Source organism: Kosakonia sp. MH5 (assembly GCF_009935945.1).
Lineage (GTDB): Bacteria > Pseudomonadota > Gammaproteobacteria > Enterobacterales > Enterobacteriaceae > Kosakonia > Kosakonia radicincitans.
In genome coordinates, this window is sequence record NZ_QODH01000001.1 from 317,789 (window position 1) to 334,277 (window position 16,489).

Genomic DNA, 16,489 nt, shown 5'->3' on the forward strand with positions numbered 1-16,489 from the left:
AAGAGACTCCGACACCTTCTATGCCTGAACAATATCGTTATTCACTGCCGACCAAAGCGGGTGACCAGCGCCAGTTTGGCGAACTCACCGGCGCCGCCTGCGCCACCGAAGTGGCGGAAATCATTGAGCGCCATGCTGGTCCCGTGGTGCTGATCGCACCGGATATGCAAAACGCCCTGCGCTTGCAGGACGAGATAAGCCAGTTTACCGATAATCTGGTCATGAACCTGGCCGACTGGGAAACTCTGCCCTACGACAGCTTCTCGCCACACCAGGAGATCATCTCTTCCCGTCTTTCCACCCTCTACCAGCTGCCAGCCATGCAGCGTGGCGTGCTGATTGTGCCGGTCAATACCTTGATGCAGCGCGTCTGCCCGCACAACTATCTGCACGGCCATGCGCTGGTGATGAAAAAAGGGCAGCGGCTGTCTCGCGATCAGCTGCGCGCGCAGCTGGACAGCGCGGGTTACCGCCATGTTGATCAGGTGATGGAGCACGGCGAATATGCCACGCGCGGCGCACTGCTGGATCTCTTCCCGATGGGCAGCGATCAGCCGTTCCGTCTCGACTTTTTCGACGATGAAATCGACAGCTTACGGCTGTTCGACGCCGATACCCAGCGCACGCTGGAAGAGGTCGAGGCGATTAATTTACTGCCTGCGCATGAATTCCCGACCGATAAAAATGCCATTGAGCTGTTCCGCAGCCAGTGGCGCGATCGGTTTGAGGTGAAGCGCGATGCAGAACACATTTATCAGCAGGTGAGCAAAGGCACCCTGCCCGCCGGGATCGAATACTGGCAGCCGCTGTTCTTTAGCGAACCGCTGTCGCCGCTGTTTAGCTATTTCCCGGCGAATACGCTGCTGGTCAACACCGGCGATCTGGAAGCCAGTGCGGAACGTTTCCAGCAGGAGACGCAGGCGCGCTTCGAGAGCCGCGGTGTGGATCCGATGCGCCCGCTGTTGCCGCCGGAAAGCTTATGGCTGCGCAGCGACGCGCTGTTCAGCGAACTGAAAAAATGGCCGCGTATCCAGCTCAAAACTGAACGGCTCAGTGAAAAAGCCGCGCACGTTAATCTCGGTTATCGCGCGTTGCCAGAACTGGCGGTACAGGCGCAGCAAAAATCACCGCTGGATAACCTGCGTAAGTTCCTTGAGTCCTTCAGCGGCCCGGTGGTTTTCTCGGTCGAGAGCGAAGGCCGCCGCGAAGCGCTGATAGAACTGCTGGCGCGCATTAAAGTGGCGCCCAAACGCATTTTGCGTCTCGACGAAGCGTCAACGCCGGGCGCCTGGCTGATGCTCGGTTCCGCAGAGCATGGTTTTATCGACACCCTGCGCAACCGGGCACTGATTTGCGAAAGCGATCTGCTGGGCGAACGCGTTGCGCGCCGCCGCCAGGATACGCGACGGACGATTAATCCCGACACGCTGATCCGTAACCTCGCTGAGTTGCACGACGGCCAGCCAGTAGTGCATCTGGAACATGGCGTCGGGCGTTATGCCGGTATGACCACGCTGGAAGCTGGCGGCATTAAAGGCGAATACCTGATGCTGACGTACGCCGGTGACGCCAAACTTTATGTCCCGGTCTCTTCGCTGCATCTGATCAGCCGCTATGCGGGCGGCGCAGAAGAGACTGCCCCGCTGCATAAACTGGGCAGCGATGCCTGGGCGCGGGCACGGCAGAAAGCGGCGGAAAAAGTGCGTGATGTGGCGGCCGAGCTGCTGGATATCTACGCGCAGCGCGCGGCAAAAGCAGGTTTTGCCTTCAAGCACGATCGTGAACAATATCAACTGTTCTGCGATGGTTTCCCCTTCGAAACCACGCCGGATCAGGCGCAGGCGATCAACGCCGTGCTCAGCGATATGTGTCAGCCGCTGGCGATGGATCGTCTGGTGTGCGGCGATGTGGGTTTCGGTAAAACCGAAGTGGCGATGCGCGCGGCATTCCTTGCCGTCGAAAACAACAAGCAGGTGGCGGTGCTGGTGCCAACCACCCTGCTGGCGCAGCAGCACTTTGATAACTTCCGCGACCGTTTTGCCAACTGGCCGGTACGCATTGAGATGCTCTCACGCTTTCGCAGCGCCAAAGAGCAGTCGCAAATTCTTGAACAGGCCGCTGAGGGCAAAATCGATATTCTGATCGGCACGCACAAACTGCTGCAAAGCGATGTGAAGCTGAAAGATCTCGGCCTGCTGATTGTCGACGAAGAGCACCGCTTCGGCGTGCGCCATAAAGAGCGCATCAAAGCGATGCGTGCCGATGTCGATATTCTGACGCTGACGGCAACGCCGATCCCGCGCACGCTGAATATGGCAATGAGCGGGATGCGCGACCTGTCGATCATCGCCACGCCACCTGCGCGCCGTCTGGCGGTAAAAACCTTTGTTCGGGAGTACGACAGCCTGGTGGTACGTGAGGCGATCCTGCGTGAAGTGCTGCGCGGCGGGCAGGTCTATTACTTGTATAACGATGTGGAGAATATCCAGAAAGCCGCCGCCAGGCTGGCGGAGCTGGTGCCGGAAGCGCGCATCGCTATCGGTCACGGGCAGATGCGCGAGCGCGAACTGGAACGGGTGATGAACGATTTCCATCATCAGCGTTTCAACGTGCTGGTCTGCACCACCATTATTGAAACCGGGATCGATATTCCGACTGCCAATACCATTATCATCGAACGCGCCGATCACTTTGGTCTCGCCCAGTTGCACCAGTTGCGCGGACGCGTCGGTCGCTCACACCACCAGGCCTACGCCTGGTTGCTGACGCCGCACCCGAAAGCGATGACCACCGATGCGCAAAAACGGCTGGAAGCTATCGCCTCGCTGGAGGATTTGGGCGCAGGTTTTGCGCTGGCAACGCACGATCTGGAGATCCGTGGGGCGGGCGAGCTGCTCGGTGAAGATCAGAGTGGCCAGATGGAAACCATCGGTTTCTCGCTGTATATGGAACTGCTGGAAAACGCAGTTGATGCGCTGAAGGCCGGTCGCGAGCCGTCGCTGGAGGATTTAACCAGCCAGCAGACCGAGGTCGAATTGCGCATGCCTTCGCTATTGCCGGACGATTTTATTCCTGATGTTAATACGCGTCTGTCGTTCTATAAACGCATCGCCAGCGCGAAAGATGCGAACGCACTGGAAGAGATAAAAGTCGAACTGATCGATCGCTTTGGGCTGCTACCGGATGCGGCGCGTAACCTGCTGGATATCGCCCTGTTGCGCCAGCAAGCGCAGAAGCTGGGGATCCGCAAACTGGAAGGCAATGAAAAAGGCGGCATCATCGAGTTCAACGAGAAAAACAATGTCAACCCGGTGTGGCTGATTGGTCTGCTGCAAAAACAGCCGCAGCATTTCCGTCTGGATGGTCCGACGCGGCTGAAATTTATGCAGGATCTGAGCGAACGGAAAACCCGCATGGGCTGGGTGCGTAATTTTATGCAGCAACTGGCCGAAAACGCCGTCGCCTGATGGTCTCAGCGCCGGGCCGCCTGGCCCGGCCTGTTATTTTTCGCAATATTTACAAATATTTTGCAATAGCCAGGGTTTCCCGACACCCTGACCAATCATAATCCCATAACAAAGTTGTATATAAATAACCTCATAATTTATATGGATTATGGTAATGAGAAGAATTGCACGTTTTACCTGCTGGATCACCCTCCTCACCGTTGCGACCATCACCACCCTCACCTTGCCTGCTCGGGCAAATACCTGGCCATTACCTGCTGAGGGTAGCCGTCTGGTAGGCGAAAACCGCTATCATGTGGTGCAAAATGATGGCGGTTCACTGGAAGCGATCGCCAAAAAATATAATGTTGGTTTTCTTGCTCTGTTGCAGGCAAACCCGGGCGTCGACCCTTATGTGCCGCGTGCTGGCAGCGTGCTGACGATCCCGCTGCAAACCCTGCTGCCGGATGTTCCACGCAAAGGTATTGTCATTAACCTCGCGGAACTGCGTCTCTATTACTACCCAGCGGGAAAAAACGAAGTGACGGTTTATCCGATCGGCATTGGTCAGTTAGGTGGCGATACCCTGACGCCAACAATGGTCACCACAGTTTCCGATAAACGTGCAAACCCCACCTGGACGCCAACTGCCAACATCCGCGCGCGTTATAAGGCTCAGGGGATTGATCTGCCTGCGGTGATGCCAGCCGGGCCGGATAACCCGATGGGGCATCATGCGATCCGTCTTGCCGCGTTTGGCGGGGTTTACCTGCTGCACGGCACTAATGCTGATTTCGGTATCGGCATGCGCGTCAGCTCTGGCTGTATTCGCCTGCGCGATGCCGATATTTCCAGTCTGTTTGCCAACGTGACGCCAGGAACGCCGGTGAACATCATTAATGCGCCAATAAAAGCGTCAGTTGAGCCGGACGGTAGACGGCTGATTGAAGTACATCAACCGCTGTCGAAATCGATTGATGACGATCCGAAAACGCAGCCCATCGTGCTGAATGCCACGATGCAGGCCTTCAAAGACGATGCCCGTAGCGACGCCAGCATAATGAACCACGCAATAGAAATCCGCTCTGGTATGCCGGTTGATGTTACTCGTCATAGTGAGAGCGTCTTGCAGGCTCTGTAGAAAGTGAGCGAAAAGAAAAGGCCCGGCGATATACAGCGGGCCTTTTTTATTGCAGTGGCACAGGGAGGAGAGGTTGGGGTTATTTGTAAAGCACCGCGGTACCGTGCAGGTTGTCAGAACCAGTCACTGAAGTGATGCGGAAAGATTTCGCGCCCATTTCATCGGCTTTTTGCGCCAGTTTGGCTTCAACGGAAGAGATATCGGAACCCGCACTGACACCAATGGCCGCAACTTCCTGCTGGCCTGTCGGCGCAGACTGAACTTCAACGGCAGCAAAGCTGGCAAAAGAGAGCGTACTGAGTGCAGCAGCGGCAAAAAGCGCAGTGATGTTTTTCATGATTTTTTCCTGAATGAAGATAAAAGATGTCGTTAACCATTAAGTTAACGATCGATAGGTAAATGATAAGTGTGATCTTCATCACTGGCCAACATATTTTTGTAATGAATGTTAATTAAAGTATTAATTGCTTAAATTTCATAATCATATGTTTTATTAATATGTGCTATTTTGCTGCTGGTCATTGGCGGAGATTATTTTTATAATGGTCGTTCAACAAACCAACAAAGGTTAAGCGGCAATATGACCAGTGAAGTCACCAGTTGCACCAAAAAATGCCGTGGCCGACCGAAAGTGTTCGACAGGGAAGCGGCGCTCGACAAAGCCATGACGCTGTTTTGGCAGCATGGCTACGAAGCCACATCATTATCCGATCTCGTGGAAGCCACCGGGGCGAAAGCACCGACGCTGTACGCTGAGTTCACCAATAAAGAGGGATTGTTCCGCGCGGTGCTCGATCGCTATATTGCGCGGTTCGCCCGACAGCACGAAGCCCAGTTGCTCTGTGAGGACAAACCGGTAGAAACCGCACTGCTGGATTATTTCACCGCCGTGGCAAAGTGCTTCACCAGCACCGATACACCAGCCGGTTGTTTTATGATCAACACCTCGGCGACGCTGGCAGCTTCTTCGCAGGCCATCGCGCAAACGATCAAATCGCGGCATGCCCAGCAGGAAGATACCCTGCTCCAGTTCCTCACTCAGCGCCAGCAGCGCGGTGAGATCCCGGCGGAGGCAAATCCTCAGGCGCTGGCTGAATTCCTTGGGTGTGTTTTGCAGGGGATGTCGATCAGTGCACGTGAAGGTGCCAGCGTTGAGAAGCTGCTACAGATCACGCGCACGACCCTGAGACTGTGGCCAAATTTGATCAAGGCATAAAAAAAAGAGACGGGAAACCGTCTCTTTTTTTATCTCTGTGATGGAGATATCACATTTCAATAATAGGTGAAAACTATCAGCTAAATCCCCCGCTTTGCTATTATTAATTGTGATTATTGCTGTGCTAATCATTCAGCAGAATGATACAAATAATAAGCGTCATGATGACACATTCACTGGCCTTCCTTTGCTCTCATTTTTACGCGCTGTAATGCATGACTTGTCGAGGATAAAGGGTACTTCACTGACTAATCACAAGCAGAAGGAAAATGGAGATGATTTTGCTATTACCATTCATTAAAGTGCTAATAGTAATTACATTGTTATTTGGTCTGTGGGTTATGTTAGGCGGTTCCGTATTATTTGCTTTTATATCTGTTCTCATCACCGGGCTACTACTGGTACGCCAACACGATTTCATTTGATCTGATTAAGCCTTGCAGCAATGCAGGGCTTTTCAATGAAAAAAAGCTCCCCAGCCTGAGCGATGGGGAGCTAACATGCAGAGTACTACTATTTTACGCGTTGTTATTCAGTATCAGCTGACCATTTTTATCCAGCGGAATCTGTGTTCCCGGATCTTTATCCATGCGAATTTTTCCCTGCTGGTCGCCGATTTTATAAGTGACGTCGTAGCCGAGCATTTTTTCCGATTTATCATATACCGTGCTGCAACGCTGCTGGGTGGTGGTGTAGGTGTCACGCTCCTGCATACCGCCCTGGATCTGGTTACCAGCATACCCGCCGCCTAACGCGCCGACGACTGTTGCGACATCTCGTCCTTTGCCGCCGCCGAACTGGTGACCGAGCACCCCACCAGCCACTGCGCCAAGTACCGAACCGGTAATACGATTTTCGTCCTGCACCGGGCGGCGATGCGTCATAGTGACATTACGGCACTCCTGACGCGGCGTTTTTACTGTTTCCTTGATTGGCGTGGCTGAAACGACCTGCGCATACTGAGGGCCGCGATCGAAGACATTCAGGCTGGCCACTGCGGCAACGCCCAGTGCAGCGGCCACGCCAATACCGATACCCGCTAACATTGATTTATTCACAGGATTCTCTCCCTGGTTGGCTATTGGTAACAATTTTGCAACTTCAGCAATAGTAAAGCCAATCGGAAAGCACGCAAAAATAGGGATACAGATGGGGTAAAAGATGATATTCAGAGTTTTCCGACCACCATACGCGTGCAAGGCAGCGGGATATGCTGCTTCCCGGCCAACAACCGGGAGAGCAGCGAAACCGGATCAGTGTAATTTCAGACGTGGGCGGATCACGCGGTTAATACTGCCGACCAGCATCATCAGACCGGTTTTGAAATAGCCGTGCAGCGCGATCTGGTGCATACGGTACAGCGAAATATAAACAAAACGCGCAATACGACCTTCAATCATCATTGAACCACGCATCAGGTTACCCATCAGACTGCCCACGGTGGAGAAGTTCGACAGGGAAACCAGTGAACCGTGATCCTTATAAACATAAGATTTCAGCGGCTTATCTTTGATCTGCGCCAGAATGTTATGCAATGCAAGGGTAGCCATCTGATGAGCAGCCTGCGCGCGCGGCGGCACAAATCCGCCTTCCGGACGGGCGCAAGAAGCACAGTCGCCAATGGCGTAAATGTCCGCATCGCGCGTTGTTTGCAGCGTCGGCTCTACGACCAGCTGATTGATGCGGTTGCTTTCCAGGCCACCAATCTCTTTCATAAAATCCGGTGCCTTGATCCCTGCTGCCCATACCATCAGATCGGCCTTGATGTATTCGCCCTCTTTGGTATGCAGACCGCCTTCGTCGGCGCTGGTGACCATCGTCTGGGTCAAAACGCGTACGCCCATTTTGGTCAGTTCATTGTGTGCGGCGCCGGAGATGCGCGGCGGCAACGCTGGCAGAATGCGCTCACCCGCTTCCACCAGTGTGACGTTCAGCGCTTCATTCGTCAGCCCTTTATAACCGTAGCTATGAAGCTGTTTCACCGCATTGTGCAACTCTGCGGAGAGTTCAACGCCGGTCGCGCCGCCACCGACAATCGCAATATTAACTTTGCCGTTAGCGCCAAGGTTGGCCGAATATTTCAGGAACAGGTTGAGCATTTCCTGATGGAAGCGACGCGCCTGATGCGGGTTATCGAGGAAAATGCAGTGCTCTTTCACGCCCGGCGTGTTGAAGTCGTTCGAGGTACTGCCCAGCGCCATCACTAACGTGTCATAGGCCAGTTTGCGTTCCGGCACCAGCAGATCGCCCTTCTCATCACGCAATTCCGCCAGGGTGATGGTTTTGCTTTCGCGGTTAATATCCACCACAGAGCCCAGTTGGAACTGGAAATGATGATTGCGTGCGTGCGCCAGGTAGCTCAGCGCATCAACACCTTCATCCAGCGAACCGGTTGCCACTTCGTGCAGCAGGGGTTTCCATAAATGGCTGTGGTTACGATCGACCAGCGTAATTTTGGCTTTTTTACCGCGTCCCAGCTTTTTACCTAACTGTGTTGCCAGTTCCAGACCGCCAGCGCCACCACCTACGATCACAATCTTTCTCAACGGTGTTGTCAAAATGACCCCCTAAAATATTAACCAATTGTTAATTAAAAGTTATAAAAATAGCTCTTAATTAACAACAGGTTACGCACGTGCAACCTCACTTTGACGTCGAGAATATCACGAACGGTTCAATGGTCATACCAAAATTGATATGAATCAAGTTTTCATGCCTAAAAGTTGAGCAAGTGTAGTCACGCAGCGAAAAACTGCCCGTCAGTAGAGGAGAAAAAGAGGAGCCCGGCAGACAAGAACCTGCCGGGGAGAGGATTAACCAAGGGTTTTAAAGGCCTTAATTCGCTGCAGGTGCGGCGAGATATTTTTAAACTTATGCGACTGTTCTTCGTCCCAGACAATCTCATAGTAATGATGCAACTCATCGGAAGAGCGCTGGCTGTCCAGTGCTTCATCTTTTCGCGACAGGATCACCAGGCAGCGATCGCGATTTTTCTCCCGAAAGTTAGCGACACACTTAGTGGCAATGTCCTCATACTCTTCCGGCCGGTCAATCTTCCCTTCCATGTTCTCATAGGGAAACAGGTTCGGATTGAACATCACCTGGCGGATGTCGCAGAGAAAACCAATGCGCTCTGCCCAGTAACCGCCAAGGCCGACGCCGCAAATCAGCGGGCGTTCATCCACGTTGAGTTGCAGCATCTTGTCGACTTCTTTCAACAGATGCTGCATATCATGTTTCGGATGCCGCGTGCTGTAGCTTATCAGGCGAACATCCGGATCGATAAACTGTAGCTGCAACACTTTTTCATGGTTGCCGGGACTGTTTGAGTCAAAACCGTGTAAATAGATAATCATTGTATCCTCACCACTTCGACATCACGTCCTCAGGGGTTAATGGGCGGCTTTCAGCTCCTGCCAGCGCTCATGCAACTGCTCCAGTGCTGTACTGACCGCTTTCCAGCGCGCCGAACTCATCAACTCCTGACGAGAATATGAACCTTTATGATACAATTGTGTAACACGCTCTGCATTGATCGGCGACAGGTTATCTAACACACTGACTGCGCCTTTACGATTATTACAGACGAGGATCATATCGCAACCGGCATCCAGCGATGCCTGCCCGCGTTCTGCATAACTTCCCATGATTGCCGCGCCTTCCATCGACAAATCGTCAGAAAAAATCACGCCGTTAAAACCCAGCTCGCCGCGCAGAATGGTTTTCAACCACCACGGTGAACCGCTGGCCGGACGCGGATCGGCATCGGTATAAATCACATGCGCGGGCATAATGGCGTCCAGTTTATTTTGCTCAATCAGCGAGCGGAATACCGACATATCTTTCGCGCGAATCTCCGCCAGCGGACGCGGATCGCGCGGTGTTTCTTTGTGTGAATCTGCGGTTACCGCGCCGTGCCCCGGGAAATGTTTACCGGTCGTTTTCATTCCCGCGCTGTGCATACCATCAATAAAGTGGCTCGCCATCACCAGCGCTTTAGCCGGATCTTCGTGGTAAGAACGTTCGCCGATGGCGGCGCTGATATGTCCAACATCCAGCACCGGGGCAAAGCTGATATCAATATCCATGGCGATCATTTCACTGGCCATCAACCAGCCGGCATCTTGCGCCAGCCGCCCGCCCTCTTCTAACCCGTGCAGAGCGGAAAAAGCCTGGGCAGCAGGCAAACGCGTGAAGCCTTCGCGAAAACGCTGCACCCGCCCTCCTTCCTGATCGACCGCCACCACCAGACGGTGATGCGAAGCCTGGCGGATCTGGCGCACCAGTTCCCGCAACTGCTGCGGATCGTGATAATTACGGGTAAAGAGAATCAGGCCGCCCACCAGCGGATGCGCCAGAATCTCGCGCTCTTCCGCATCCAGTTCATACCCTTCCACATCCAACATTACCGGACCCACACTGACCTCTCTTATTCTTTGTTCTGTAACCGCCGCCAGATTGCATCTGCCAGCGTAATAAATTGTTGTTCGCCCGTTTGCTGCCAGCGGCACTCAAACCAGCCCGCCATCAACATCCATACCCAGGGCCGCCAGCGTCGAACCTGGCGCACTAATATTACCGGATCGACCGCCGCCTGCTGAGCATACTGCGCAACCAACTGCAGACGCTGCACCTCATCCTCCGTCCATACCGAGGCGAGCTCGAGAGCAACATCACCATCGCCAGCATATTCCCAGTCGATAAGCCGCAAACCCACGGCGCTGTGCACCAGGTTTCCCGCATGGACATCCATATGCAGCGGCGCGAGCCGTAGCGGCTGCGGTTCGCCCTGTTTTCTTAACTGCTTTAACTGTCGCAACCAGAAGGGGGTGCGCCGCGTCGGCGCGCTCTGCTGCCAGTATCGCTCCAGCAGCGGCAACAACGTAATACGCCAGCCAAAAAGTGGCTGATGGTGTAAATCGCGGAGTAATGCCGCCAGTACATCAGGCTGCGGTAAGGCCGTTTTGATCTCGCCGGGTATAAAGTCCACCGCCATCCAGGTACCAGTATAGAGTTGCGGGCGCGGCGCGAGGGTTGCGGGCAAGCGGCGGAGCAAACGGTACTGACGCAGAAATGGCGAGGAAGCGGCCTGGTGACGCTGGCGCAGCACCAGCGTGTGCTGGCCATCGCGAATAAGGCAACTCCCGCCGCTTAGCCCGCTATTCTGGCTGGCGACGGGAGTATACGTCGGAAAATAGCGTGACAACACAGTGTCACGCGTCTGTTTATTGTTGCTGAACCGCACCTTTACCCGACCAGATAATTTCGCCTGTCTGCACCAGCATCAGCTGCATTTGTAACGCGGGTGCGCTGGCGTTGCCGGTCGCATTGGAATAAAGCACATACTGCGCCCCAACGTTGCGGGCAATGCCAATGGCTTTACTGCGGGTACCCAGGCTGTCCTGCGGGGAGAGCCCCAATTGCTGTTTCGCCAGCGAAAGCTGCTGCGCGGTAATCAGCGTAAATTTGCCGTTATTGGCCAGCGCGTTGCGCACCACTTCGGTGGCTTCGCCGGTGTTGATCGAACCGTTGGTACGGTTGTTTACACTATCAACCAGCAAAACGCTGCCAGCGTTGGCACCACTGGCCTGCAACATTTTACCGACCATCGGCTGCACCGCACTGTTCCAGTCATAATGACGTTCGCGCGGCGCGGGCTGTCCGGTTTGATCCTGGTGTTCGATTGGGCCAGGCTGCTGTGGTAACGTCGGAACCGACGGTACTGTCGGAACTGGCTGCGTCGGTTGCGGTTGCGGCTGGGCAGGCTGCTGAGCGCCGCCGGCCGGTTCAACCGGCGCTGGCTGTTGATTACTGATACACCCTGCCAACAACACCGACAGTGTGGTCAGTAGCGCGAAGCGTCCAAATGTTTTAATCAAGTGTCACTCCTTAGAGATAGAGATAAAGTCTGACGCTGTGCGCACCCAGATAATTAGCGCTGCCATACAGCGTCACGCCGGAACGCGCCGGGATCGTGATGCTGCGCGGCGCTTCCAGCGGGTGCATTTCCAGACCTCTGGCGTCATACCAGAAAAAACGGTAGTGCACCGTCACAGGCTGCTGCCGCTCATTAAACAATCGGGAGGAGGCGGAAGGTTGAAGCTCCTGCGTGCCCATTTCCGGCGGCTCCGCGATAATGCCCGCCGCCAGAATACTGGACTCCATCACCAGCGTTTGATCGCTGGCGACCGGAATAGCCGGGCGCGAACTGCATCCCACCAGCCCCAGCGCCGCCAGCAGCAGCGCGACACGCCCGTTTATCATCTTACAGACCTTTATGAGCCAGCATTGGCCCCATTGCGCGCCCGCCCAGCAGGTGCATATGGATATGGTAAACCTCCTGACCACCATGACGATTACAGTTCATGATCAGACGGTATCCATCTTCGGCGATGCCTTCGTCGCTGGCGATTTTGGCCGCAACGGTCAGCATGCGTCCCAGCGTCTGCTCGTGCGCCTCGGTGACATCATTCAGCGTGGGGATGAGGATATTCGGCACAATAAGCACATGCGTCGGCGCTTGTGGAGAGATATCGCGAAAAGCGGTGACCAGTTCATCCTGGTAGACAATATCCGAGGGAATTTCCCGGCGGATGATTTTACTGAAAATGGTTTCTTCGGCCATGACGTTTTCCTTTTTCAGGCGCGGAGCCAACCCGCAGCCATCGTCAATTACGTGCCCTAGAGTATGATCGAGATTCTCTTGTTGTTTCAACCATAACGCTCTTTTTCTTTCTCCTTTACACCCTTCTCTGCCGCAGGAACCTTTCTCCTTTCAACACAGCGTGAATGAAATAGCATTTCAATTATGAATATTACATCTGTTTACATTTATGAAGTGAATGCGTATATTTCGCATTTGCATTTTCATGCACAACTCTTATCAAACGCATTACAAAAACACATCCGGCGCGACAACGTATCGCCGCCGGGTTATCACGCTAACGCACTATTAAGGGTTTATTATGTCTTTCACTCAACACACCAGGGATGGCGCGTGTTCAAACGCTGCTGTGCCTTCGCTGCTGGCAGCGTGCATTGCTCTTGCGCTGACGCCATCTGCAGTATTTGCAGCAGAAACAACGGCCAACGCCGATGATACAGTTGTGGTCGACGGTGGCGGTGGGCTGAGCACCTCCGATAGCCAGGCGCAGGACTACAGCGTAAAAACCACTACCACCGGGACAAAATTGCTGCTAGTGCCGCGTGATATTCCCCAGTCCGTCAGCGTTGTCAGCCAGCAACGTATGCAAGACCAACAGTTAACAACGATTGAGCAAGTGCTCGATAACACGATTGGCGTTAACGCTTCGCGCATTGACTCACACCGTACAAATTTCTTCGCCCGTGGTTTCTTCGTCAGCAACTTTGCCTATGAAGATATGCCGACATTTCTCGATAACCGATGGAATTTCGGTGATACCGCGGGTGATACGGCGATTTATGACAAAATCGAAGTCGTGCGCGGCGCAGCGGGTCTGATGAGCGGGACAGGGAATCCATCCGCGTATGTCAACATGGTGCGTAAACACGCCGACAGCAAAACATTTAAAGGCTCGGCCGAGGCAACATATGGTAGCTGGGGTAAACAGCGTTATGTTCTGGATCTCCAGGCTCCCCTGACCGAATCCGGCAATGTGCGCGGCCGTGTTATTACCGGCTACCAGGACAACGACTCCTGGCTTGAACGCAACCACTACCGCAAAAAATTCATTACCGGCGTTGTTGATGCCGACCTCACCGATTCGACAACACTTTCTCTCGGGTATGATTACCAGGAGAGCGAAGAGGATAGCCCGACCTGGGGCGGCATTCCCTCACTGTACAGCGACGGTAGCCGTACCCATTTCCGCCGTGGTTTCAACACGGCGGCGGACTGGGCTTACTCTAACGTCGATTCACGCAAGGTTTTCGCCAACCTGACGCAGCGTTTTGATAATGGTTGGGAAGCCAAAGTCAACGCTATGCATGCCGAAACCAATTTCGACAGCAAACTGATGTATATCGATGGTTTCCCGGATAAAGCCACCGGCCTGTATGACGCCACGCAGTGGCAAGGTGCCTGGGGCGGCTGGAACCGGGGCGAGCGTAAGCAGGATTCCGTCGATGCCTTTGTTCGCGGCGGCTACGACCTGTTGGGTCGCCAGCATGAGGTGATGTTCGGTGGCAGCTACAGCCGTCAGCGTAACAACTACAACAACTCCTACCCGGTGAATGATAATTTCGGTCTGATGGATGTCGGAAATATCAACAATTACAACGGTAGTACGCTGGCCGATCCGAGCTGGTCCGACTGGGCGCTCTATCAGCGCGACGTTATTCGCCAGAAATCTGTCTACGCCGCGACCCGCATCTCGCTGGCCGATCCGCTGCATCTGATCCTCGGCGCCCGCTACACCGAGTGGAGCGCGAAGTACAACCTGGAGCGTAAACCGGACGAGATCCGTAACACCAAGTTTGATGATGTAACGCCGTATGCCGGCCTGATCTATGACATCAATGACACCTGGTCGGTCTACACCAGCTATACCTCTATTTTCGAACCGTCCAGCCAGCGCGACATTAATAGCGAGTTCCTTGAACCGACAACCGGTAAAAGCTACGAAGCCGGAGTAAAAGGCGACTGGTTTAACACACGTTTGACTGCCACGCTTGCGGTCTTCCGCACCGAGCAGGATCACGTTGCTGTTTCCACTGGTGAATATATTCCTGACTCAGGTGGCCAGACGGCCTATAAATCTGTGAATGGCACCGTCAGCAAGGGCGTGGAATTTGAACTGAACGGTGCGCTGACCGACAACCTGCAACTGACCTTCGGGGCAAGCCGCTTTATGGCGGAAGATGGTGATGGCGTTGCGGTGAACCCTGAACAGCCGCGTACCACGATGAAGCTGTTTACACGCTACCAGTTGCCGATGCTACCTGAGCTGGCAATCGGCGGCGGCGCGCGCTGGCAGAACAAAACCTGGCAGGATATTACCGGCCCGAACGGCGATACCCGCATTACCCAGAGCGGTTACACGGTGGTGGATCTCTTCGCGCGCTATCAGGCCACGAAGAACTTTGCCATCCAGGCGAACCTCAACAATGTGTTCGATAAAGAGTATTACGATTATCTGGGCACCTACGGTGTGTACGGTGCGCCGCGTAACTTCTCTGTCAGTGCAAATTACAGCTTCTGATAGCAGAGCAATAAAAAAGGGAGCCAGCAGGCTCCCTCAGTCTCCCCAGACTACGGCTTAGTTAGCGCGGATATAGTCATCCATTTCGGTTTTCAGGTTATCGGATTTCGTACCGAAAATTGCCTGAACGCCGGAACCAGCGACGACCACACCTGCAGCGCCCAGTTTCTTCAGGCCAGCCTGATCCACTTTCGCTACGTCAGCTACGCTGACACGCAGACGCGTGATGCACGCATCCAGGTTGGTGATGTTTTCTTTACCGCCAAACGCTGCAACCAGAGCCGGGGCCATCTCACTGCTTGCACCTGCTTTGGTGTCTTCGGTTGCGTCTTCACGGCCCGGCGTTTTCAGATCAAGCGCTTTGATCAGCACGCGGAACACGGTGTAGTAAACCACGGCATAGCAAGCACCGACGACCGGGAACAGCCACAGTTTGCTGCTGTTGCCACTCAGTACGATGAAGTCGATCAGACCGTGAGAGAACGACGTACCGTCACGCATACCCAGCAGGATACAGATCGGGAAGGCCAGACCTGCCAGAATAGCGTGGATAACGTACAGGATCGGCGCAACGAACATGAAGGAGAACTCGATCGGCTCGGTGATACCGGTCAGGAACGAGGTCAGCGCTGCGGAGATCATGATACCGCCCACTTTCGCGCGGTTTTCCGGTTTAGCAGAGTGCCAGATAGCGATAGCTGCAGCCGGCAGACCGTACATTTTGAACAGGAAGCCGCCAGACAGTTTGCCCGCTGTCGGGTCGCCTGCCATGTAACGCGGAATATCGCCGTGGAATACCTGGCCAGCAGCGTTGGTGAATTCACCAATCTGCATCTGGAAAGGTACGTTCCAAATGTGGTGCAGACCGAACGGTACCAGGCAGCGTTCAATGAAGCCGTAGATACCGAATGCAACAACCGGGTTCTGGTAAGCAGCCCATTGAGAGAATGTCTGGATCGCGGAACCAATCGGCGGCCAAATGAAGGAGAGGATCACACCGGTGATAATCGCTGCAAGGCCAGAAATAATCGGTACAAAGCGTTTACCCGCGAAGAAGCCCAGATACTCAGGCAGCTTGATACGGTAGAAGCGGTTAAACATGTATGCGGCAATCGCACCGGAGATGATCCCGCCGAGCACACCGGTATCCGCCAGGTGTTTTGCAGCGATCTCTTCAGCAGGTAAATGCAGAACCAGAGGTGCAACCACAGCCATGGTTTTCACCATGATGCCGTAGGCAACAACCGAAGCCAGAGCAGAAACGCCATCGTTATTGGTGAAGCCAAGCGCAACACCGATAGCGAAAATCAGCGGCATGTTGGCAAAAACGGAACCACCCGCTTCGGCCATAACATGAGATACCACTTCTGGCAGCCAGCTGAAGTTTGCAGAACCGACGCCCAGCAGGATACCTGCGATAGGCAGTACGGATACTGGCAGCATCAGCGATTTACCGACCTTCTGCAGGTTAGCAAATGCATTCTTAAACATAATTGAGAGTGCT

General features: G+C 54.2%; 14 protein-coding genes. 4 read left to right on the plus strand and 10 right to left on the minus strand.

All coding sequences use genetic code 11. From position 1 onward, the window contains the following. Positions 1–20 precede the first annotated feature (20 nt). Both mfd and DK872_RS01575 read left to right on the plus strand, forming a co-directional pair. The gene (gene mfd, locus DK872_RS01570; RefSeq protein ID WP_079518113.1) at positions 21–3,467 is read left to right on the plus strand and encodes a transcription-repair coupling factor; all 3,447 of its coding nucleotides are present in this window, start codon (positions 21–23) and stop codon (positions 3,465–3,467) included. A 154-nt stretch (positions 3,468–3,621) separates the two neighbouring features. Next, on the plus strand, positions 3,622–4,587 hold the full coding sequence (locus DK872_RS01575) for a L,D-transpeptidase family protein (protein WP_161517972.1): 966 nt from the start codon (positions 3,622–3,624) through the stop codon (positions 4,585–4,587). Between the two features lie 79 nt (positions 4,588–4,666). Here DK872_RS01575 and DK872_RS01580 read toward each other — a convergent pair whose 3' ends face one another. Beyond that, positions 4,667–4,924: a DUF1471 domain-containing protein gene (locus tag DK872_RS01580; RefSeq protein WP_007374518.1), complete on the minus strand. Its 258-nt coding sequence runs from the start codon at positions 4,922–4,924 to the stop codon at positions 4,667–4,669. 243 nt (positions 4,925–5,167) lie between these two features. On the opposite strand from DK872_RS01580, the gene DK872_RS01585 reads away from it, so the two are divergent. Next, positions 5,168–5,803, plus strand: coding sequence for a TetR/AcrR family transcriptional regulator (locus tag DK872_RS01585; RefSeq protein ID WP_079518114.1), 636 nt, complete (start codon positions 5,168–5,170; stop codon positions 5,801–5,803). Between the two features lie 518 nt (positions 5,804–6,321). On the opposite strand, the gene DK872_RS01590 is transcribed toward DK872_RS01585, so the two are convergent. The 8 genes from DK872_RS01590 to hinT all read right to left on the minus strand — a co-directional run bounded on the left by DK872_RS01590 (position 6,322) and on the right by hinT (position 12,428). Continuing rightward, positions 6,322–6,861, minus strand: a complete 540-nt coding sequence (locus DK872_RS01590; RefSeq protein ID WP_071892715.1) for a glycine zipper 2TM domain-containing protein — start codon at positions 6,859–6,861, stop codon at positions 6,322–6,324. 195 nt (positions 6,862–7,056) lie between these two features. Then, positions 7,057–8,361: an NAD(P)/FAD-dependent oxidoreductase gene (locus DK872_RS01595; RefSeq protein WP_035943338.1), complete on the minus strand. Its 1,305-nt coding sequence runs from the start codon at positions 8,359–8,361 to the stop codon at positions 7,057–7,059. A 255-nt stretch (positions 8,362–8,616) separates the two neighbouring features. Further along, the gene (gene ycfP / locus DK872_RS01600; protein ID WP_007374513.1) at positions 8,617–9,159 is read right to left on the minus strand and encodes an alpha/beta hydrolase YcfP; all 543 of its coding nucleotides are present in this window, start codon (positions 9,157–9,159) and stop codon (positions 8,617–8,619) included. Positions 9,160–9,195: 36 nt separating this feature from the next. After that, positions 9,196–10,221: a beta-N-acetylhexosaminidase gene (gene nagZ / locus DK872_RS01605; protein WP_144136026.1), complete on the minus strand. Its 1,026-nt coding sequence runs from the start codon at positions 10,219–10,221 to the stop codon at positions 9,196–9,198. A gap of 11 nt (positions 10,222–10,232) precedes the next feature. After that, positions 10,233–11,048, minus strand: coding sequence for a thiamine kinase (gene thiK, locus DK872_RS01610; RefSeq protein ID WP_161517973.1), 816 nt, complete (start codon positions 11,046–11,048; stop codon positions 10,233–10,235). Continuing rightward, the gene (gene lpoB / locus DK872_RS01615) at positions 11,029–11,682 is read right to left on the minus strand and encodes a penicillin-binding protein activator LpoB (RefSeq protein ID WP_161517974.1); all 654 of its coding nucleotides are present in this window, start codon (positions 11,680–11,682) and stop codon (positions 11,029–11,031) included. The genes thiK and lpoB overlap by 20 nt, the downstream gene beginning before the upstream one ends. Positions 11,683–11,692: 10 nt before the next feature. Beyond that, entirely contained in the window at positions 11,693–12,067 is a 375-nt protein-coding gene (locus tag DK872_RS01620; RefSeq protein WP_007374509.1) for a YcfL family protein, read from the minus strand. A 1-nt stretch (position 12,068) separates the two neighbouring features. After that, positions 12,069–12,428, minus strand: coding sequence for a purine nucleoside phosphoramidase (hinT, locus tag DK872_RS01625; RefSeq protein WP_007374508.1), 360 nt, complete (start codon positions 12,426–12,428; stop codon positions 12,069–12,071). A 340-nt stretch (positions 12,429–12,768) separates the two neighbouring features. Here hinT and fhuE point away from each other — a divergent pair, with 340 nt between their 5' ends. Next, on the plus strand, positions 12,769–14,985 hold the full coding sequence (fhuE, locus tag DK872_RS01630) for a ferric-rhodotorulic acid/ferric-coprogen receptor FhuE (RefSeq protein ID WP_161517975.1): 2,217 nt from the start codon (positions 12,769–12,771) through the stop codon (positions 14,983–14,985). Between the two features lie 57 nt (positions 14,986–15,042). On the opposite strand, the gene ptsG is transcribed toward fhuE, so the two are convergent. Next, a complete protein-coding gene (gene ptsG / locus DK872_RS01635; RefSeq protein WP_007374505.1) occupies positions 15,043–16,476 on the minus strand; it encodes a PTS glucose transporter subunit IIBC in 1,434 nt (477 codons plus the stop codon). Positions 16,477–16,489: the final 13 nt, after the last annotated feature.